We start from the raw sequence: 18,876 nt of genomic DNA on the forward strand, positions 1-18,876 counted from the left end.
GGCTGCGATCCGATAAGTCAAAGATAGTGGTGCAGCCGGTTAAACCCGGCGGTTCTGGAATTGCTCGACGATGTAAGCATGGCGATCGGCCCCCGCTGCCACCAGCAACCCGTGCGTGACTTCCCGGCGATTATAGAGGATGGGATCGCCCGAAAGCTCGGTCATCCTACCATTCGCTTCGTGCACGATCAAATCTGCGGCGGCCAGATCCCAGTCCCGGCTCTGCCCCCCGGCAAAGGCCGCATCCAGCCGGCCATTGGCGATCCAGCACAGCCGCAGCGCCAGCGAGCCGATTCGCGGATAGAGGGTAATGTCCTGCCCGGGATGGACCATCCGCTCGACCAGAGGCTTCGGGCCCGCCACGCGCGAAAAGTCCATCGCGGAACCGGTCGTGGCCCGAACCGGGACGCCGTTGCAGGTGGTGCCCTGCCCGCGGATCGCCAGAAAAAATTCATCTGTGGATGGCGCGAATACCGCGGCCATCACCGGCCGGGCGTCCTCGACCAGCGCGACACAGACACACCAATCCTCGCGACCGGCGAGATAGCTGCGGGTGCCGTCAATCGGGTCGATGATCCAGGTCAGGCGCTTGCCGAGACGGGATTCATCATCGGCGCTCTCCTCCGAGAGCCAGCCGTAATCGGGCGTCGCGGCGCGAAGCCGCTTCTCGATCAGATCGTTGACGGCGATATCCGCTTCGGAGACGGGCGAGGATTCGCCCTTGGTCCATTTCTTGAGTTCTGTACCGAACATTGCGAGGCCGAGCTCGCCGGCCGCCCGCACCGTGTCCGCCATCAGGGCAACATCGTGCGCGAGCCGTTTGTCGATGTCGAGATCAGCGTCCGGCAATCGTCAGTCCCTCGACGCGCACGGTCGGCGCGTTGACGCCGTATTTGAACGTAAGGTCGTTGGCCGGGATCATCGACTTGAAAATCTCGAACAGATGACCGGCGATGGTGATCTCGCTGACGGCATAAGTGAGCTTGCCGTTCTCGATCCAGAATCCGCCGGCGCCGCGGCTGTAGTCGCCGGTCACGCCATTAACGCCCGAGCCGATCAGATCGGTGACGTAAAAACCTTCCTTGATATCGGCGATCAGGTCTTCGGGGCTCACGTCGCTCGCTTCCATATGCAGGTTATACGCGCCGGGCGATGGTGACGACGACACCCCGCGATGCGCGTGGCCTGTCGTGGTCATGCCGAGTTCGCGCGCGGTCGCGCAATCCAACAGCCAGGTGGTGAGCACGCCGCCGTCGATGATGGCCTGCTGCTTCGTCGCGACACCTTCGGCATCGAAGGACTGCGAACGCAGGCCGCGCACGCGCAGGGGATCATCGATGATGCGGATATTGCTGCTGAACAGCTGCTTGCCGAGACTGTCCTTGAGGAAGGTCGTCTTGCGCGCGACGGACGCGCCATTGGCGGCACCGATGACATGACCGACCAGCGAGTTCGAGACGCGCGGGTCGTACACCACCGGCACCTTGCAGGTCGGCACCTTGCGCGGATTGGCCCGCGCCACCGTGCGCTCGCCCGCGAGCTTGCCGACGCTGGCCGGCGAGTCCAGATCGGATGCATGCAGCGCCGAGGTGAAGGCGTAGTCGCGCTCCATCTTGGTGCCGTCGCCGACGATCGCGGTCATGGACACGCCCTGGCTCGATCGCAGATAGGAGCCGTGGAAACCGGTCGAGGTGACGAGCACCATGCCGCCGATGCCGGTCGAGGCCGATGCGCCGCCGGACTTGGTCACGCCCTTCACCGCGAGCGCCGCCGCTTCGGCTTCCACTGCGCGGCGTTCGAGCTCTGTGACCGATGGCACGACGGGATCGAGCAGATCGAGATTGGCAAAGTCGCGCGCAAGCAGCACTGGGTCCGCAAGGCCGACATATTGATCATCGGGTGCGACGCGCGCCATCGCGACTGCTCGTTCGGCCAGTTGCGCGACATTGTCGCCGGACATGTCATTGGTGGAGATCACCGCCTGACGGCGACCGACGAACACGCGCAATCCCATATCGTCGCCTTCCGAACGCTCGGAGGCTTCGACCTTGCCGTCACGCACTTCGACGCCATGCGACACGCCGCGCACCGCGACCGCATCCGCGGCATCCGCACCGGCCTTCCTGGCAGCCTCGACGAGACGCTGCGCCAGCGTGGAGAGTACGGACTGATCGAGCAGATCGGAATTGTCGGATTTCGTGGAGACAGACGACGATGCGTTTGGTGAAGAGTTCACGAACAAAATCCCAACATTGAGAGACGATTTCAACAGGTCCGAAGCGGCGATGGCCGCTGTTAGAGATGTGCTTATTTCGCAGGGACTTCAAGCATTTGCCGCGCCGAAAAGGAAAGAATTTCAGGGCTCTCGCAACGGTTCGTCAATCATGCCTGCCAAGCTTCTGTCAATCATGAAGGGCAGTCGGATTCGATTAACCAGCCTTTTTAAGCCGATTCCGAACCGGCTCTGGCAAGGTCTCCCCATCGACCGGGAACATAATTCCGGCGGGGAGATAAAAGGCCGTGAGGCATCAAACAGCGACAGGTGGGGCCCATGCCCCGGGATCGGGCAGCGCATTGCGGCTCGATCCCCATTCACTTCCGGTTCGTTTCGAGGCGCATGACACCCGCGCCGACGGAGCGATCCGCCATATCGAACTGCATCGCACCCGCGTCGTCCTGCATCGTGCCGTCGGCGGCATGCGTATGGCGATCAATGTGCGCGTCAGCGATTTTCTCGGCGTCACCTTGCGCGGTCTCGACGACGGCAAGATGCTGATGCTCGCGCATCGCGATCCTTCACTGTCGATTCCATTGCTGGTCAGTTCGGATCGCGAGGAAATCGACATGGCCTGGCAGATGTGGAGCGAGATCTTCGCGCTTCCGCAATTGCCGGAAGAGAAGACTTACGAACCGTCTCAGCGCCGCCGTCGCCGCAATGCGATTCGCGAACGTCGCCCGAAATTTCTGGTACGTCGTCGTCCGGGCGCTTTGCTCGGCGAAGCCGGCAGCTACAAGGGTGAACGCGAGATCATCGCGCGACACTAAGAAGACAGGCAGGAGCCTCCTGCCGTCTTACTCTCCCGGCAACCGCAACACCTTGACCGGATTCATCATCCGGTCGGGATCGAGTGCGAGTTTCACGCGCCGCATCAGATCGAGCTCGACTTCCGACGTGTAGAGCGGAAGCCGGTCGATATGCATGCGGCCGATGCCGTGCTCGGCGCTGATACTGCCGCCACAGGCGACGCTTTCCTGATGCACAATGGTGTTGGCCTCGTGCGCCGCAGCCTCGCGGACCTGCGCATCGCCGATGTCGTAGGGAAACACGACGATCACATGCACATTGCCATCGCCGACATGCCCGCAATGCGCGACCTGCGCATTGGGCAGTTCGCGCTGCAGCCGACGCGTGACGCGGTCGATGAATTCCGGCAGCGCCGAGATCGGCACCGACGTATCGTTCGACACCGTAAAACCCTCGCGCTTGTTGGATTCAGAAATCGTGTGACGCAGGTTCCAGATCCGCTCGGCCTTGGCCTGATCGGTCGCAATCACCGCATCGCCGATGAGCCCTTCCTCCATCGCTGCGGCCAGTGCGGTCTCGAGGCTTTCCACGGCATTCCAGTCCGCGGCGCTGTCGGCCAGTTCGAGCAGCACATACCATGGCGCTTCGCCCGCCATCGGGCTGCCGCTCGCCGCGCCATGGCGCAAAACGATCTGCAATTGGCTCTGCGACATCAGTTCAAAGGTTTCGACACGACCGCCGGTGGTGCGCTGGAGATATTGCAATAGCTCAACCGCCTGGCCGACCTCGTCCATCGACACCATCGCCGTCGCTGACACCATGAGCTTTGGATACAGTTTCAGCACAGCGGCGGTGACGATGCCGAGCGTGCCTTCCGCGCCGACGAAGAGCTGCTTGAGATCGTAGCCGGTATTGTCCTTGCGCAGCGCCCTGAGGCCATTCCAGATGCGACCGTCTGCCAGCACCACTTCCAGCCCGAGCACCTGCTCGCGCATATTGCCATAACGCAGCACACCGGTGCCGCCGGCATTGGTGGATATCAGCCCGCCGACCTCGCAACTGCCGACGCTGCCGAGCAACACCGGAAATTGCCGGTCGTGCTGGTCTGCCAGTCCGCGCACATCCGCCAGAATGCAGCCGGCTTCCAGCGTCACCGCATTGTTGAGCGGATCGACATTGCGCACGCGGTTGAGCCGCGAGACATTGACGATCAGACAATCCAATTCATCCGGTGCGATCGCTCCGCCGGTGAGCCCGGTATTGCCGGCTTGCGGCACGACGGCCACACCGAAGCTGCGGCAGACGCCCATCAGTGCCGCAACTTCCTGCGTACTTCCCGGCAGGGCTACAGCGACAGCAGCCCCGCGATAACGGGCGCGCCAGTCTTGCTGATAGGAATCGGCATCCGCACCAGTACGCACATATTTGCCGCCAATAACTGCGGCCACGGCAGCAAGAAATGCAGCAGGATCGGCTTTCAGAGACCTCAACTCGCTATCCTTCCGCAGAGCTACTCAGCCTTCAGACCGGCGGCCTGGATGATCGGGCCCCACTTCACGCCCTCGGCCTTGACCTGTGCCTCGAGCTCGGCGCCGGTCGAGCCCACCGGATCGCCGCTCAGCTCGCGCAACTGCTTCGCCACCTCCGGATCGGCGACGGCCTTGCGGAACTCTGAACTCAACCGCTCGGCCAGCGCCGGCGCCATGCCGGGCGGGCCGAACACGGCGTTCCAAGTATAGGTTTCGTAGTCAGGCAGGCCGGACTCTGCAACGGTCGGGATATCAGGGAAGGACGGCGACCGCTTCTTGGTCGTGACGGCCAGCGTGCGGATCGAGCCCGCCTTGATGAACGGCGCCGCACCACTCAGCACGTCGAATAGAACCGGGATCTGTCCGCCCATCAGGTCGTTCATGGCCGGCGCGCCGCCGCGATAGGGCACGTGCTCCATCTTCACGCCGGCCTGCACCTTGAACAACTCGCCGGACAGATTTGGTGGCGTTCCCACGCCGGACGACCCGTAACTATATTTGCTCGGGTCGGCCTTGAGCAGCGCGATGAGTTCCTTCACGGTGGTCGCTTGCACCTGCTTGGACACCATCAGCACATTGGGCACCGTGACCAGCATCGAGATCGCCGTGAAATCCTTGACGGGATCGTAAGGCGGCACCTTCGCCATTAGAGGATTGATGGTGTGGGTGGAGATCGTGCCCATCAGCAGCGTCAGCCCGTCGGGCTTCGCGCGCGCGACCCGCGTGGCACCGACCACACCGCCAGCGCCGCCGACATTTTCAATGAGGATCGTTTGCCCTATCTGATCGGAGACCTTCTTGGCGACATGCCGACTGACGATGTCGGTGGCCCCGCCAGCCGCGAAAGGCACGACCAGCGTAATCGGGCTTTTCGGCAGGTCCGCCTGGGCCCAGACACTGGTACCTGGAATCATCATGCTGGACGCCGCGACGGCTGCCGAGCGGCAGAACGTGCGGCGCGTGATCTTGCTCGCCATTGTTTCCCTACCCTTGATGATGTTTTTGTTTCCCACACTGGTTTTCCAGCATTGGGTCTCCAGACGATCGTCAGAAGGGCGCCGCATCCACATGGATGAGCGCCCTTCCGTTTGTTCAGAGCGGCGCGTGTCCCAGCGCTGCACGGAATCGGTTCTTCACATAGACACCATCACGCGGCGGCAGCACGCGGGGCGGGTTTTCCGCTTTCACTTTGATCGTCGCGAGCTTGACGCCATCGCGCGACGACAGGCGAGTGCGCAGATCGTCCACGCCCGCCATATCGCGAATCTCGCGCGTCCAACCAAAACCGCAGGCTTGCGCCACGCGATCGAGATTGACGCCGAGCCCAGCGTGGCTGACCTGCATGCCGGTTTCGCCGAAATGCCCGTTGTCGAGAATGGCGATGGTGAGATTGGCAGGTTTGCGGGTAGCGATGGTCGCGAGTCCACCCATACCCATCAGCATCTCGCCGTCGCCGGTGATGACCAGCACCGAATGATCGGGCTTCGCCGTGGCCAGCCCGAGGCCGACCATGGCCGCGCTGCCCATCGCCGCCCAAAGATAGTAGTTATTGTCGTGATCACCGGCAGCCATCACATCATAGGACGGTGAGCCAAGGCCAGTGACCACGAGCAGATCCTTGCGGCCGGCCAGCAGCTTCTGCACGACCTCACGACGATCGAGCGCGCCGCTTGCGTTTACTTGACCCACTGCTTCTCTCCGATCAAACGCTGCCCCAGGAGCAATGCACAGGCTGCATCGCCATTGAATGCCATCGATGCCGCACCATGCAACAGCGGTGCGACATCCTGCGGCTCATCGGCGCGCCAGGTCAGCACGCCCATCAGGTTGAGTGCCTTCTCGGTCGCCTGCCCCATCGGGTTCTGCCACGCATTGAACTCCGCCCAGTCGCCGCGCATGGTCACGACCATCAGAAGCGGGAAGCGCGTGCAGGCCTGCAGCGCCAGCGTGTTGATACAGTTGCCGACGCCGCTCGACTGCATCAGCAGCGCGCCGCGCTCGCCGCCGAGCCAGGCGCCTGCGAGATAGCCGATACCTTCTTCCTCGGTCGTCAGCACAACGGAATTGATCGCATTGTCCTCGTCGGCGAGACGGATCGCCGTGGAGTGTCCGGCATCGGGCACATAGACGATGTGCTTGACGTCGGCCTCCTTCAGGATGCGGAACACATCGTGCCGCCAATCCACCTGTGAACCGGGCGTGGGCCCTGCATCTGACATTCCAGTCTCCGTTGCTTGCAGCATAGCGCTGACTCACGCTTAGCCCAAAGCAGACGGCCCGACGCATACCGATTTGCTCGAAGAGATATGCCGAGATTTGATCTCTGGCGTTGCAACATCAGCAGCGCGCGAATGGTGCGACGCAGCTACGTTTTTCTGGGATCGATCATGTGTCCAACCCAGATATTCCGGGCGACGAGATCGGCGGCGATCTCCGTGAATGTATCGCCGACGAAGCGCGCCGCCGCGCTGACCGAACGGTCTGCCGGATAGGCCAGCACCAGCTTGCGCGCCGGTGTGGGATCGATTAGCGGCGCCGCACAGAGCACGCCGCTCTCGACCAGCGCGTGGATCGGCGCGAGCGGCAAAGCAGTGGAGCCAACACCGTTGCGCACCAGATCGATCATCGCACCGAAGGAGTCCGCTTCGACACTGCCACGTAACTGGATGCCGGCTTGTCGCGCGCATTCCTCCATGATTCCGCGCAAGCCATGGCGGAGGCTCGGCAGAACCAGTTCTTCATGGGCCAGTGCCGCGAACGGAACGGGCCGATCCATGCGCAATCCCTTGCTGCCGGCGCTGACGAACAGCAGGTTCTCCATCATCACCGGCACGATGCGCAGTGAACGTAGCGGCTGCGGATCGTAGGACACGGCGAGTTCAAGCTCGCCGCGCTGCAGCCAGTCGAGCAAATGGCCCGTGAAGGCCGATGACAGCCGGATTGAGAGCTGCGGATGCACTTCCTTGATCTTCTTCACCAGCGGAACGGTGACGATCTCCGCCACGGTCGGCGTCGTGCCAATGGAGACGAGCCCCTTGAACGACGCGCTCTCCTCCGAGGTGACATTGCGGATGGCATCGAGCTCGGTCATCACGCGGGTCGCGTGGTTGAGAACGTCGCGGCCGATCTCAGTGATGACCATGCCGCGCCCGTGCCGTTCAAACAGCACGGCGCCGAGCTCCTTTTCCAAAAGTCTGATCTGCCGGCTCAAGGCCGGCTGCGCGATGCGCAGGCGATCGGCGGCCTTGCTCAGGCTACCCAGTTCGGCCACGTGGATGAGTGTCTTGAGCTGCGCGACGTCCATCTCTGTGGTCCACCAGTGCTTTGGAAGGCGCGATTACGCCGCCCGCATGATGGCATCCACAAGCAATCCTGCAAACAGCAGCAGCCCCGCGTCACGGTTGGACTTAAACAGCCGCAGGCATAATGCGGAGTCGCTGATATCGATGCGGGTGATCTGCCAAGCCAAGTGCGCCGCGAACGCCGCGAGGCCGAGCCATGCCGGCCAGCGCGCGCCAGCCAGTGCTAGCGCCGCGCCGATCAGCAACACGGCAAGCCCGTAAAACAGCGTCAGCGCGGCCTGCGTGCGTTCCCCAAACAGCAGCGCCGTCGACTTCACGCCGATCAGCGCGTCGTCCTCGGTGTCCTGATGAGCGTAGAGCGTGTCATAGGCGATCACCCAGCAGATCGAACCCGCGTACAAAGCCAGCGCTGTTGCATCGATGCGGCCGAACACGACAGCAAAGCCCATCAGCGCGCCCCACGAGAAGGCGAGGCCCAGCACGCTCTGTGGCCAATAGGTGATGCGCTTCATGAAGGGATAGGCGGCAACGATGCCAAGCGAGGCGATACCGGTGGCAATGGCGAAAGTGTTAAACTGAAGCAGCACCACGAGACCGATGAGGGCCTGCAGCACCAGAAATGCAAAAGCCTGTTTCGCCGTGACCTGCCCGGCCGGAATCGGCCGCGAGCGTGTGCGCTCCACCTTGGCGTCGAGGTCGCGATCGGTGATGTCGTTCCAGGTGCAGCCGGCACCGCGCATGACAAAAGCGCCGATGAAGAACAGCGCGATCATCTTGGGCAATTGATGGATATCGTGCGCCATGCCGGAGGCGAGCGCCGCCGACCACCAGCACGGCATCAGCAATAGCCATGAGCCGATCGGACGATCGAAGCGCGACAGCCGCAGATAGGGTCGCGACCACAACGGCGCCGAGCGATCGACCCAGTTGCCGGTCGCATCCGCAACGCGGGCGGCCGCGTCGCTCATTGGACCAGAATGATCTGCCACCCGATCATCGGGTGAGCACGTTGCCGTTCAGCGTATCGAAGGTGGTGCCGCCGCTCTTGCGCGCATTGTTCGCTTCCGGCAGCGATGCCGAGGAGCCCAGCACGTCGCTGAGGCGCGGCGCTGCCACCGGGCCGCCACCACCGCCACCCCGTTGCTGCTGCGCGACGCTGCAGACCTTCTGCCGCATGCCTTCAGTGTTCTTGTGGCCGGTCTTCATCTGTTCGCCGACATTGGGCGGAATGCCGCACTTCTGCGCATTCGCCTCGATGTATTTGATCATCTTGACTTCGGTCTGCGAGAAAGAGGTGATCAGCTTGCAGGCCTCGTCCGGAGGCGCGCGACGCTCGCTCGCAGCCTTGATGGCAGCGCCCTTCTTTTCGGCGTCCTGACGCAGGGGCAGAAAGCCCTTCATGCAATCTTCGCCGCCGGGCGGGCCCGCCTGTTGCTGCGGAGGAGCGCCGAAGCCGCCACCACCGATCGGCGCAGCGCCATTGGAGGGAAACGCGCTGGGCGCAGCCGCCGCACCATTGACCGGCGGAAATGGCGATGCGCTGGCAGGCGCACCGTTCACCGGCGGAAACGGCGACGAACTCGCAGGCGCAGCCGAGCTGTTGCCCGGCAGCGGCGCGGGAAACGCGCCCTGGGCATGAACTTCGATAGCCTGCATGGCGAACACGGCCATGGACAGCGGCACAATCAAACGACGGATGATCACAGATATTCCTCCGGCAGCTCAGTGCCCCGATTGATCGGGGGCGAAGCCCATCCTGATTCAGGACTTTCTACGATTCCTGCCAAGCCTTAACAACCCACCAACAGCACGCGGATTCGGGCGGCAGCGCGGCGCAAACCCGCGTTCTCGCATGATAATTCGTCGCAGTTGGGCTAAAGCTCGCCCTCTGAATGGAACATGAACGATGCCGCAAGCCGATTTCCGCAGTCCCCGCCTGTTTGTCGATGCGCCTTTTGCAGCCGACGCAACCATTTCGCTCGACCGCAACCAGAGCAATTACCTCGGCAATGTGCTGCGGCTGGGCTCCGGCGCCTCGGTGCTGGTGTTCAACGGCAAGGACGGCGAATGGCAGGCCGCCATTTCCGGCGGCAAGCGGGCAGACCGCCTGACCCTGCTGACCCAGGTCCGGCCGCAGGACCGCTTGCCCGACGTGACCTATGTATTCGCACCGCTGAAACACGCCCGGCTGGACTACATGGTCCAGAAGGCCATCGAAATGGGCGCGGCGGCACTGCAGCCGGTGATGACGCGCTTTACCCAGGCCAGCCGGGTGAATACCGAGCGGATGCGCGCCAACGTGGTCGAGGCGGCCGAACAATGCGGAATTCTGAGCGTGGCCAGCGTCGCCGAGCCGCTGAACCTGCCCAAATATCTCGACCAGCGGGATGCCAAACGGCTGCTGATCTTCTGCGACGAAGCCGCCGAGGTGGCCGATCCCGTGGCCGCGTTGACCGGTGCCCGCACGGCCGCCTCAGCCGGAATCGATGTGCTGATCGGCCCGGAAGGCGGCTTTGCCGAGGAAGAACGGGCTTTGCTGCTGAAACAGGCCAATATTCTCCGGCTGGCGCTGGGTCCGCGGATCATGCGCGCCGATACGGCGGCGGTGGCTGCGCTGGCACTGGTGCAGACGGCCCTTGGTGACTGGAATGGTAACCAAGTAGGCAAATAGCCCGCTGCCATGACCCGACATTAAGGCCACCGGGTGATGGTGGTCGAAACGTCGCAACCGCCATGCTATGGGCTGCGCCAACGACCACTCTGTTGAGATTGCTGGACTTCGAGATGACCAAACCCGCCGCCCCTCGCGCGACCGGATCCGCCGCCTGGGCGGATGCGCTGCTGTTGTCGTTTGCCGAGGCCGGCTACGCCCATGCCGAGCCGGCGATCCTGCAACCCGCCGATCCGTTCCTCGATATGTCCGGCGAAGACATCCGCAAGAGCCTGTATCTGACGACCGACGCGTCGGGCGAAGAGCTGTGCCTGCGGCCGGATCTCACGATCCCCGTGGCGCGCGATTATCTCGCCTCACCGCAGGCTGGCCAGCCTGCGGGCTTCAGCTATCTCGGCCCGGTGTTCCGCTATCGGCAGGGCACGCCCAGCGAATTCCAGCAAGCCGGCATCGAATCCTTCGGCCGTCAGGATCGCGCAGCCGCCGATGCCGAAATGCTGGCGCTCGGCCTCGAGGCGACGGCTGCCTTTGGCCTCAGCGATATCGAAATCCGCACCGGCGACGTCGCCCTGTTCGCGGCGCTGATCGAGGCGCTCGACCTCTATCCGGTGTGGAAGCGCCGGCTGATGAAGGACTTCAACCGCAAGATCAGCCTGACCCACGATCTCGACCGGCTCACCCTCGCGGAGTCGCCGGTCCGCAACGAATATGAAGGCGTGCTCGCCGCGCTCGCGGGCTCCGACCGCAAGGCAGCGCTGGCACTGGTCACCGACCTGATGTCGATCGCCGGTGCCACCAATGTCGGCGGCCGTTCGGTGGCGGAAATCGCCGATCGCTTCCTCGAACAGTCGACGCTGAAAGGCGGCGCACTGCCGCGCGATGCGCTGGTGCTGATCAAGCGCTTCCTCGCGATCTCAGGCGATCCCGACGATGCCCTGCAGCAACTGCGCAAGCTCGCCTCCGATGCCAAACTCACCATCACGGCCGCCATCGACGAATTTGAAAGCCGCATCGGCTTCATGGCGGCGCGCGGTATCGATACCACCAGGACGCGTTTCTCGACCTCATTCGGCCGCGGCGTCGACTACTACACCGGCTTCGAATTCGAACTGCACCGCAAGGGCAATGGCACCGAGCCGCTGGTCGCCGGTGGCCGGTATGACGGACTGCTGACGCAGCTCGGCTCCGCTACGCCGATCCCTGCGGTCGGCTTCTCGATCTGGATCGAAGCCCTCACTCAGAACGCGTCCTCGGCGCTGGTTTCCGGGAGCGCGTCATGACCACACCATTCGTCCTTGCCGTTCCGTCCAAGGGACGCCTGCAGGAAAACGCCGAAGCCTTCTTCACCCGCGCCGGCCTGACGTTGGCGAAGCCGGGCGGCGTGCGCGATTACCGCGGCACCATTGCCGGCTTCGACAATGTCGAAATCGCCTATCTCTCGGCCAGCGAGATCGCCTCGAACCTGGCGCGCGGCGCCGTGCATCTCGGCATCACCGGCGAAGATCTTTTGCGTGAAAGCATCCCCGACGCCGACAAGAAGGTCGCTTTGATCGATGGCCTGGGCTTCGGCAGCGCCAATGTGGTCGTTGCCGTGCCGCAGGCCTGGATCGACGTCCGCACCATGGCCGATCTCGATGACGTCACCACCGGCTTCCGCGCGCAGCACAATCGCCGCATGCGCGTCGCCACGAAGTATATCAACCTGACGCGCAACTTCTTCGCGTCTCACGGCGTGGTCGACTATCGCATCGTCGAAAGCGCCGGCGCCACCGAGGGCGCACCGGCCACCGGCACGGCCGAACTGATCGTCGACATCACCACCACCGGCGCGACCCTCGTCGCCAACGGCCTCAAGGTACTCGATGACGGCGTCATCCTGCGCAGCCAGGCCAATCTCGTCGCCTCGCGCGCCGCCGACTGGTCGGCGCAGTCTCTGGAAACTGCGCGCATCATTCTCGACCACATTGCCGCGCGCGCCCGCGCCAGCAAATACAAGGAAGTGCGCACCCGCTTCGCCGGCTGCAATCAGGCGCTCCTCACCGAGGCCCACAACCGCTTCGGCGTGGTGTCACCGTTTGGCGGCCCGACCTCGTCGGGCATGATCACGCTGCACTGCCCGCCGGCGCAGCTTTACGCGCTGAGCAGCTTCCTGCGTGCCAACGGCGCAGATACCGTCTCGGTCGCCTCGCTCGACTATGTGATGGATCGCGAGAATCCGCTATTCGCCAAACTTGAGGCGTTCTTGCGGCAGTAACGCGCAGCGCGGCGTTTCGCCTTGCTGGCGGACGCACTGGCTGATTACCATATGATTCATGAGCATATTTTGGATATCGGAATCTGATCGATGATGCTGGGCAGCGACGTATCGAGCCTGTCGACCGATGCCGCGACCGCCGCGGCACAAGGCCTGTCGATCGTTGTGCCTGTTTACAACGAGGCGCCCGGCCTTGCTTTGTTTCATGAACGGCTGGCGACGCTTGCGACGACACTGAAAGAACGCCACGGCCTCGCCTGCGAAGTCGTCTATATCGATGACGGCAGCGCCGATGGCACGCTGGCGGTTGCGCGCAGCCTGCAAGCCACGTCGCTCGACGTTCAGGTCGTGTCGCTGTCGCGCAATTTCGGCAAGGAAGCCGCGCTGATGGCGGGGCTCGACCATGTCACCAAGGGCGCGGTGCTGTTCATGGATGGCGACGGCCAGCATCCGCCGTCACTGGTCGAACAGTTGGTGCGTCACTGGATCGTCGAAGGTTATGACGTCGTCTATACCGCCAAGGCCCATCGCGACAACGAGTCCTTCCTGCGCCGCCAGGCTGTGCGCGGCTTCTATGCGCTGATCAACTGGGGCGCGCGGCAGAAGATCCCGGAAGACGCCGGCGACTTCCGTCTGCTGTCACCGCGTGCGGCTGCGGCGTTGCGCCAGTTGCCGGAGCGCAACCGGTTCTTCAAGGGACTGGCGACCTGGATCGGCTTCCGCCAGCTCCGCGTCGACTACGAACCGGCGGCACGCGAGCACGGCGTGACCTCGTTCAATCCGAAGCAGTTGATCGGCCTGTCGATCGAAGGCCTGACCTCGTTCTCGGTGGCTCCGCTGCGTTTCGCCAGCCTGCTCGGTCTTCTGCTCGCCTTCGGCGCGTTCCTGTTCGGCCTGTCGATCCTGTGGGAGACATGGGTCTCCGGCAAATCGGTACCGGGCTATCCATCGCTGGTCGTCGGCCTGATGACCCTCGGCGGCGTGCAGCTGATCATGATCGGCGTGCTCGGCGAATATATCGGCAAGATCCTGTCCGAACTGAAGGCGCGGCCGATCTATTTCGTCGCCGAACACAGCGTGAAGCGCAACACCCCCGATAGTGTGACGCAAACCACCGACCGGACCGCTGCCGAATGACCGGCGCAGCCCTGCGCCGCATCACACTCTGCGCCGACGATTACGGCATCAGCCCCGGCGTCAATCAGGGCATCCGCGAACTCATTGCGCTCGGACGCCTCAACGCCACATCCGTGATGGTGGTCGGTCCTGCAATTTCGCGCGATGATGTGAGCGCGTTGCAGGACGCCGTCGCCAAGAATCCGAATTGCGAGATCGGGCTACACGCGACGCTGACCGCCCCGTTTCATCCGCTGACGATGCATTACCGCCCGCTGCTCGACGAGCTGTTCCTGCCGCTCGGCAAGATGCTGCGCTTCAGCCTGTTGCGAAAACTCGATCGCGAGGCGATCGAAACCGAGCTGACGACGCAGATCGCGAAGTTTGTGGCCCTGTTCGGGCGCGCCCCCGACTATATCGACGGACACCAGCACGTGCAGACCTTCCCGCAGGTGCGCGATGCCCTCCTCGCCGCAGTGAAGAAAAATGCGCCGAAGGCCTGGGTTCGGCAATCCGGCCGCGTGCTGCCGTTAGGCCAACGCCTCGATAATCCGAAGGCGCTGTTGCTCGACACGCTCAGCGCCACGTTCCGCCGACGTGCGACGCGCGCCAGCGTGACGTTCAATCCGGGCTTCGCCGGCGCCTACGATTTCACGAAGCACGCCGACTTCGGCACGCTCATGGCCGGTTTCCTCAACGACCTTCCGGATGGCGGACTCGTGATGTGCCATCCCGGCCATGTCGACGATATTCTGATCGACCTCGATCCGTTCACCGACCAGCGCGAGCGCGAATATCAATATCTGGCAAGCGATGCCTTCGCGCAGTTGCTGGTGGCAAATAACGTCACGCTCGCACGCTAGTCCGCGAACTGTCCGCTCGCCTTGATGATCGGCGCCCAGCGATCGACCTCGCTGTCGAGCTGCTTCTTCAATGCCTGCGGCGTCGCCTGATCCTGTGGCACCGGATCGGTGTTGATGTCGTTGAAGCGCTTGATCAGCTCGGGATCGCGCAACGAATCCTGCAGCACCTTCGCCAGTTTCTGCACGATATCGTCAGGCGTTCCCTTTGGCGCATAGATGCCGTGCCAGGCGCCAGCCTCGAAACCCTTCAATCCAGCTTCGTCCGCAGTGGGCAGATCCGGCATCGACGACAGGCGTGTCTTGGTGGTGATGGCGTAGCTCTTCACCAGCTTGGCTGCGATCGGGCCGGTGGTGTTGGTGGTCTGGTCACAAGTGAGATCGATCTGGCCGGCGATCAGGTCGTTCATGACGGGGCCGTTGCCCTTGTAGGGTACCGACAGGATCTGCTTGTCGATGGCATTCATGAACATCAGGCCGCACAGCTGCGAGGCCGCGCCGAGGCCGGCATTGCCGAAGGTCATCTTGTCGCCGTTGGCCTTGATATAGGTGATCAGCTCGGCGAGCGTGTTCGGCGGCAGGTTCGGCCTGGAGATGATGGTCATCGGCGCATTGGTGACGAGGCCGATCGGCGCGAAGGCGGTCTTGGTGTCGTAAGGCAGTTTGCGATACAGCGTCGCCGCGGTGGAAATCCCGATGTGATGGATCAGGATCGTGTAGCCGTCCGGCTCGGCACGGGCTGCGCGGGCCGCCGCGATGGTGCCGCCGGCGCCCGTGGCGTTTTCGATGATGATGGTCTGGCCGAGGATCTTCGACATTGTCGCAGCGGTGACGCGCGCGACGGTGTCGGTGGCACCGCCGGCCGCGAACGGCACCAGCATGGTGATTGGCCTGTTGGGATAGCCCTGTGCGAAGGCAGCGGAGCTTGCCAGCGTAATCGCAAACGCAAGTGTAGCTGTGACTTTCATGAGATCCTCCCTGAATATTGTTTTGATTTATTGAAAGCGAACGCCCCGGTGAGGCCGGGGCGTTCGGAAATCGCGTCAGACGTTCGAACTATGGATCGCGTCTACCACGGCGTCGGTCACTTCTTTCGTCGTGGCCTTGCCGCCGACATCCGGCGTGATAATGCCGGCTTCGCAGACCTTCTCCACCGCACGCATCAACCGCGCCGAGGCATCGGGTTCGCCAAGGTGATCGAGCATCTGCGCTGCGGTCCAGAAGCTGGCCACGGGATTGGCGATGCCCTTGCCGGTGATGTCGAAAGCCGAGCCGTGGATCGGTTCGAACATCGAAGGGAAGCGGCGCTCCGGGTCGATATTCGCCGTCGGCGCGACACCGAGGCTACCGGCCAGTGCGCCGGCGAGGTCGGAGAGAATGTCGGCGTGAAGATTGGTGGCGACGATGGTGTCGAGGCTCTGCGGCTTCAGCGTCATACGCACGGTCATGGCGTCGACCAACATCTTGTCCCAGGTGACGTCAGGGAAGTCCTTCGACACTTCGTCGGCGATCTCGTCCCACATCACCATGCCGTGGCGCTGCGCGTTCGACTTGGTGACGACGGTGAGCAGCTTGCGCGGACGTGACTGCGCGAGCTTGAACGCGTAGCGCATGATCCTGATCACGCCGACGCGGGTGAACACCGAGACCTCGGTGCCGACTTCCTCCGGCAGCCCGCGATGTACGCGACCGCCGCAACCGGCATATTCGCCTTCGGAATTCTCGCGCACGATCACCCAGTCGAGATCGCCGGTTTCGACACCGCGCAGTGGCGAGGTGATGCCGGGCAGGATCTTGGTCGGGCGTACATTCGCGTATTGATCGAAGCCCTGGCAGATCGGCAGCCGCAGGCCCCACAGCGTAATGTGGTCGGGCACATCAGGCGCCCCGACGGCGCCGAAATAGATCGCGTCGAACTTCTTCAGCTTCGGCAGACCGTCGGCCGGCATCATCACGCCGTGCTTGCGGTAATAGGCTGAGCCCCAGTCGAAGGTCTCGACATTGAAGGTCACGTCGCCGACCCGCTTCTGCAGGGCTTCGAGCACACGGGTGCCGGCGGCGATAACTTCGGGGCCGATCCCGTCGGCCGGAATGGCCGCGATGGAATATTCGCGCATGGTGAGGTCTCTGCTGGGCTGAACTGGCTCTCCCCACCCTGCAGGCGAGCTACGCCCGGCTCAATCGAGGTTGTTTATATAAATAAATGATATAATAACTTCCGAGGCGGCCGAAGGGCGCCATCGGGAGGCTTGATGGATCTGCACCAGTTGCGCTGTTTCGTGACGGCGGCGGACGAATTGCATTTCGGCCGCGCGGCGCAGCGGCTCGAAATGATGCCGTCCGCACTCGGCCGCTACATCCGCCTCCTCGAGGACGATCTCGGCACACGCCTGCTGACGCGCACGACGCGCAGCGTCGCCCTGACCGATGACGGCGTCGAGTTTCTGAAACAGGCACGCGACCTGCTCGCCCGCGCAGATCAGATCGCGTCGTCCTTCCGCGCACGCGTGCGGGCCCGTGCAGCCACGATCCGGGTCGGTGCAATCGACAGCGCCGCCGCTGGGCTTCTGCCGGCGCTGCTTCACGATCTTCGCGAACGCGCCCCTGACCTTGCCATCAAGCTTGATGAGGACAAGACGATCCGGTTGCTGCCGCGCCTGCTGTCGGGCCGGCTTGATCTCGCTTTTGTCCGGCCGCCCGAGAGTGCCGACAAGCGGTTGGAATTCATGTTTCTGTTTCACGAGACAGCCGTCGTGGCCGTCTCCGAGCGCCATCCGCTGGCCTCGCGCGCGCATCTGACGATCGCAGACATCGCCGAGGAGCCTCTGATCGTGCCGGAGCGACGGTCGCGGCCGCACAGTCACGACCTGACGATGAAGCTGTTTGCGGAATCCGGGCTACAGGCGAATGTCGTGCAGATCGCCGACGAGAAGCAGACCATCGTCAATCTCGTCGCCGCCGAAATCGGGCTGGCGATCGTGCCGCGCTGGACGTCTCGCATGCCCGCACGCGGCGTTCGCTATATGCCGCTAGGCATGGCGGCAATGAACAGGCTTCCGCTCGCCGCGGCGTGGGTCAGAGGGACCCGCGATCCGGCACGGGATCAGATTCTTGACATGCTGAAGGCCAATCTGGCGCGCTACGCGCTGGAAGCATGACAAGAGGAAGCACGACAAGGCCTGCCGGTCGTTTTGTCGCATAACTAAATTTAATCCAGGCGGCACTTATTGCGACACAAAGCGTCACTACATCTCCAGCGCGCAAAGCAAGCGCGCTTTGAAGACAGAGGACGCCATGACACCGCAAGAACGCCAACTGGTTGACGATCTCTTTGACCGGCTCAGCAAGGTCGAAGGCGCGCCACGCGATCCAGACGCGCTCGACGCCATTGCGCAGGGCCAGCGCCGCGCCCCCAATGCGCTGTATGCGCTGGTGCAGACCGTATTGCTGCAGGACGAAGCGCTGAAGCGCGCCCATGAGCGCATCCAGCAATTGGAAGGCAACGGCGCCCCCGAACAGGCCGCTCAGGGCGGTTTCCTCGATTCGATGCGGGACGCCCTGTTCGGTCAGGGTCAGAACCCGAACCAGCCGCGCGGCTCCGTGCCGAGCGTTCGCCCGCCCGAGCCGAGCCGTCCTGCCTGGAACACCGGGCAGGTCATCGGCCAGCCACAGCCACAGGGTGGCTATGGTCAGGGCGGATACGGCCAAGGTCAGGCGCCGGGTCAGTTCGGCCAGCAGCAACCTCAGGCTGGTGGCGGCGGTTCGTTTCTGGGCACCGCAGCGGCAGCCGCAGCCGGCGTGGTCGGCGGCTCGCTTCTGCTCGGCAGCATCCGTTCGATGATGGGCGGCAGCCATCAGCAAGGTTTTGGCGACGCCGCCAATGCCAGCGAGAGCAAGAACCCGTGGAGCTCCGGTTCGGATTCGTCCGGCGGCAACCTGGGCAATCAGGCCGGCGTCAATGATATCGGTTCGTCCAGCGGCTCCCGCGCCGGATCCTTCGATCAGGCGCAGGCCGATGCCGACCAAGACCAGGATCAAGACCAGGACGACGGCGATTACGACGCCATGGACATGGATTCCGACGACAGCGATTTGGCATAATTGTCGGGCGACGCAGCC

At 63.5% G+C, this 18,876-nt stretch carries 19 protein-coding genes; 8 read left to right on the forward strand and 11 right to left on the reverse strand.

Annotated features, from left to right (window positions below):
- Nucleotides 1-39: 39 nt before the first annotated feature.
- On the reverse strand, nucleotides 40-795 hold the full coding sequence (locus tag AC1DUY_RS20575; RefSeq protein WP_478116815.1) for a 3'(2'),5'-bisphosphate nucleotidase CysQ: 756 nt from the start codon (nucleotides 793-795) through the stop codon (nucleotides 40-42).
- A gap of 40 nt (nucleotides 796-835) precedes the next feature.
- Nucleotides 836-2,236: a TldD/PmbA family protein gene (locus AC1DUY_RS20580; RefSeq protein ID WP_478116626.1), complete on the reverse strand. Its 1,401-nt coding sequence runs from the start codon at nucleotides 2,234-2,236 to the stop codon at nucleotides 836-838.
- A 284-nt stretch (nucleotides 2,237-2,520) separates the two neighbouring features.
- Between AC1DUY_RS20580 and AC1DUY_RS20585 the strand changes: the two genes are divergently transcribed.
- On the forward strand, nucleotides 2,521-3,045 hold the full coding sequence (locus tag AC1DUY_RS20585; RefSeq protein WP_439057293.1) for a DUF6101 family protein: 525 nt from the start codon (nucleotides 2,521-2,523) through the stop codon (nucleotides 3,043-3,045).
- A 27-nt stretch (nucleotides 3,046-3,072) separates the two neighbouring features.
- On the opposite strand, the gene AC1DUY_RS20590 is transcribed toward AC1DUY_RS20585, so the two are convergent.
- The 7 genes from AC1DUY_RS20590 to AC1DUY_RS20620 form a co-directional block, all read right to left on the reverse strand.
- The gene (locus AC1DUY_RS20590; RefSeq protein WP_478116628.1) at nucleotides 3,073-4,515 is read right to left on the reverse strand and encodes an FAD-binding oxidoreductase; all 1,443 of its coding nucleotides are present in this window, start codon (nucleotides 4,513-4,515) and stop codon (nucleotides 3,073-3,075) included.
- 20 nt (nucleotides 4,516-4,535) lie between these two features.
- Complete coding sequence (locus tag AC1DUY_RS20595; RefSeq protein WP_478116630.1) at nucleotides 4,536-5,531, reverse strand: Bug family tripartite tricarboxylate transporter substrate binding protein; 996 nt, start codon at nucleotides 5,529-5,531, stop codon at nucleotides 4,536-4,538.
- A gap of 115 nt (nucleotides 5,532-5,646) precedes the next feature.
- Nucleotides 5,647-6,243, reverse strand: coding sequence for a thiamine pyrophosphate-dependent enzyme (locus tag AC1DUY_RS20600; protein WP_478116632.1), 597 nt, complete (start codon nucleotides 6,241-6,243; stop codon nucleotides 5,647-5,649).
- Entirely contained in the window at nucleotides 6,231-6,773 is a 543-nt protein-coding gene (locus AC1DUY_RS20605; protein ID WP_089261903.1) for a thiamine pyrophosphate-binding protein, read from the reverse strand. Before AC1DUY_RS20605 ends, AC1DUY_RS20600 begins: the two co-directional genes overlap by 13 nt.
- Before the next feature lie 146 nt (nucleotides 6,774-6,919).
- Nucleotides 6,920-7,858 (reverse strand): LysR substrate-binding domain-containing protein, encoded by a 939-nt coding sequence (locus AC1DUY_RS20610; RefSeq protein WP_478116634.1) that lies wholly within the window; start codon nucleotides 7,856-7,858, stop codon nucleotides 6,920-6,922.
- A gap of 33 nt (nucleotides 7,859-7,891) precedes the next feature.
- The gene (gene ubiA, locus AC1DUY_RS20615) at nucleotides 7,892-8,824 is read right to left on the reverse strand and encodes a 4-hydroxybenzoate octaprenyltransferase (protein ID WP_439057285.1); all 933 of its coding nucleotides are present in this window, start codon (nucleotides 8,822-8,824) and stop codon (nucleotides 7,892-7,894) included.
- A gap of 25 nt (nucleotides 8,825-8,849) precedes the next feature.
- Nucleotides 8,850-9,560 (reverse strand): hypothetical protein, encoded by a 711-nt coding sequence (locus AC1DUY_RS20620; RefSeq protein ID WP_374725691.1) that lies wholly within the window; start codon nucleotides 9,558-9,560, stop codon nucleotides 8,850-8,852.
- 202 nt (nucleotides 9,561-9,762) lie between these two features.
- Here AC1DUY_RS20620 and AC1DUY_RS20625 point away from each other — a divergent pair, with 202 nt between their 5' ends.
- From AC1DUY_RS20625 to AC1DUY_RS20645, 5 genes are all read left to right on the forward strand, one after another.
- Complete coding sequence (locus AC1DUY_RS20625) at nucleotides 9,763-10,527, forward strand: 16S rRNA (uracil(1498)-N(3))-methyltransferase (protein ID WP_478116637.1); 765 nt, start codon at nucleotides 9,763-9,765, stop codon at nucleotides 10,525-10,527.
- Between the two features lie 113 nt (nucleotides 10,528-10,640).
- Nucleotides 10,641-11,807, forward strand: a complete 1,167-nt coding sequence (locus tag AC1DUY_RS20630) for an ATP phosphoribosyltransferase regulatory subunit (RefSeq protein WP_441252303.1) — start codon at nucleotides 10,641-10,643, stop codon at nucleotides 11,805-11,807.
- The gene (gene hisG, locus AC1DUY_RS20635) at nucleotides 11,804-12,781 is read left to right on the forward strand and encodes an ATP phosphoribosyltransferase (protein ID WP_441252302.1); all 978 of its coding nucleotides are present in this window, start codon (nucleotides 11,804-11,806) and stop codon (nucleotides 12,779-12,781) included. The genes AC1DUY_RS20630 and hisG overlap by 4 nt, the downstream gene beginning before the upstream one ends.
- Before the next feature lie 90 nt (nucleotides 12,782-12,871).
- On the forward strand, nucleotides 12,872-13,918 hold the full coding sequence (locus tag AC1DUY_RS20640) for a glycosyltransferase family 2 protein (protein WP_089261913.1): 1,047 nt from the start codon (nucleotides 12,872-12,874) through the stop codon (nucleotides 13,916-13,918).
- Entirely contained in the window at nucleotides 13,915-14,760 is an 846-nt protein-coding gene (locus AC1DUY_RS20645) for a ChbG/HpnK family deacetylase (protein WP_441252301.1), read from the forward strand. Before AC1DUY_RS20640 ends, AC1DUY_RS20645 begins: the two co-directional genes overlap by 4 nt.
- Here the strand turns inward: AC1DUY_RS20645 and AC1DUY_RS20650 are convergent.
- Complete coding sequence (locus AC1DUY_RS20650; RefSeq protein WP_089261917.1) at nucleotides 14,757-15,725, reverse strand: tripartite tricarboxylate transporter substrate-binding protein; 969 nt, start codon at nucleotides 15,723-15,725, stop codon at nucleotides 14,757-14,759. The two genes, AC1DUY_RS20645 and AC1DUY_RS20650, sit on opposite strands and share 4 nt — an antisense overlap.
- 75 nt (nucleotides 15,726-15,800) lie before the next feature.
- Nucleotides 15,801-16,874, reverse strand: coding sequence for a tartrate dehydrogenase (locus AC1DUY_RS20655; protein WP_068733612.1), 1,074 nt, complete (start codon nucleotides 16,872-16,874; stop codon nucleotides 15,801-15,803).
- 135 nt (nucleotides 16,875-17,009) lie between these two features.
- Here AC1DUY_RS20655 and AC1DUY_RS20660 point away from each other — a divergent pair, with 135 nt between their 5' ends.
- Nucleotides 17,010-17,915, forward strand: coding sequence for a LysR family transcriptional regulator (locus AC1DUY_RS20660; RefSeq protein ID WP_478116641.1), 906 nt, complete (start codon nucleotides 17,010-17,012; stop codon nucleotides 17,913-17,915).
- A gap of 136 nt (nucleotides 17,916-18,051) precedes the next feature.
- Nucleotides 18,052-18,858, forward strand: a complete 807-nt coding sequence (locus AC1DUY_RS20665) for a DUF2076 domain-containing protein (RefSeq protein ID WP_478116643.1) — start codon at nucleotides 18,052-18,054, stop codon at nucleotides 18,856-18,858.
- Nucleotides 18,859-18,876: the final 18 nt, after the last annotated feature.

It is taken from the genome of Tardiphaga sp. P4_G1 (genome assembly GCF_056401215.1).

Excerpts from the sequence above, each read along its gene's own strand:
- AC1DUY_RS20660 (WP_478116641.1), top strand. The coding sequence starts at position 17,010 with ATGGATCTGCACCAGTTGCGCTGTTTCGTGACGGCGGCGGACGAATTG.
- AC1DUY_RS20610 (WP_478116634.1), bottom strand. The coding sequence starts at position 7,858 with ATGGACGTCGCGCAGCTCAAGACACTCATCCACGTGGCCGAACTGGGT.
- AC1DUY_RS20665 (WP_478116643.1), top strand. The coding sequence starts at position 18,052 with ATGACACCGCAAGAACGCCAACTGGTTGACGATCTCTTTGACCGGCTC.
- ubiA (WP_439057285.1), bottom strand. The coding sequence starts at position 8,824 with ATGAGCGACGCGGCCGCCCGCGTTGCGGATGCGACCGGCAACTGGGTC.
- AC1DUY_RS20645 (WP_441252301.1), top strand. The coding sequence starts at position 13,915 with ATGACCGGCGCAGCCCTGCGCCGCATCACACTCTGCGCCGACGATTAC.
- AC1DUY_RS20640 (WP_089261913.1), top strand. The coding sequence starts at position 12,872 with ATGATGCTGGGCAGCGACGTATCGAGCCTGTCGACCGATGCCGCGACC.
- AC1DUY_RS20650 (WP_089261917.1), bottom strand. The coding sequence starts at position 15,725 with ATGAAAGTCACAGCTACACTTGCGTTTGCGATTACGCTGGCAAGCTCC.
- hisG (WP_441252302.1), top strand. The coding sequence starts at position 11,804 with ATGACCACACCATTCGTCCTTGCCGTTCCGTCCAAGGGACGCCTGCAG.
- AC1DUY_RS20575 (WP_478116815.1), bottom strand. The coding sequence starts at position 795 with ATGGCGGACACGGTGCGGGCGGCCGGCGAGCTCGGCCTCGCAATGTTC.
- AC1DUY_RS20655 (WP_068733612.1), bottom strand. The coding sequence starts at position 16,874 with ATGCGCGAATATTCCATCGCGGCCATTCCGGCCGACGGGATCGGCCCC.
- AC1DUY_RS20630 (WP_441252303.1), top strand. The coding sequence starts at position 10,641 with ATGACCAAACCCGCCGCCCCTCGCGCGACCGGATCCGCCGCCTGGGCG.
- AC1DUY_RS20625 (WP_478116637.1), top strand. The coding sequence starts at position 9,763 with ATGCCGCAAGCCGATTTCCGCAGTCCCCGCCTGTTTGTCGATGCGCCT.
- AC1DUY_RS20605 (WP_089261903.1), bottom strand. The coding sequence starts at position 6,773 with ATGTCAGATGCAGGGCCCACGCCCGGTTCACAGGTGGATTGGCGGCAC.
- AC1DUY_RS20595 (WP_478116630.1), bottom strand. The coding sequence starts at position 5,531 with ATGGCGAGCAAGATCACGCGCCGCACGTTCTGCCGCTCGGCAGCCGTC.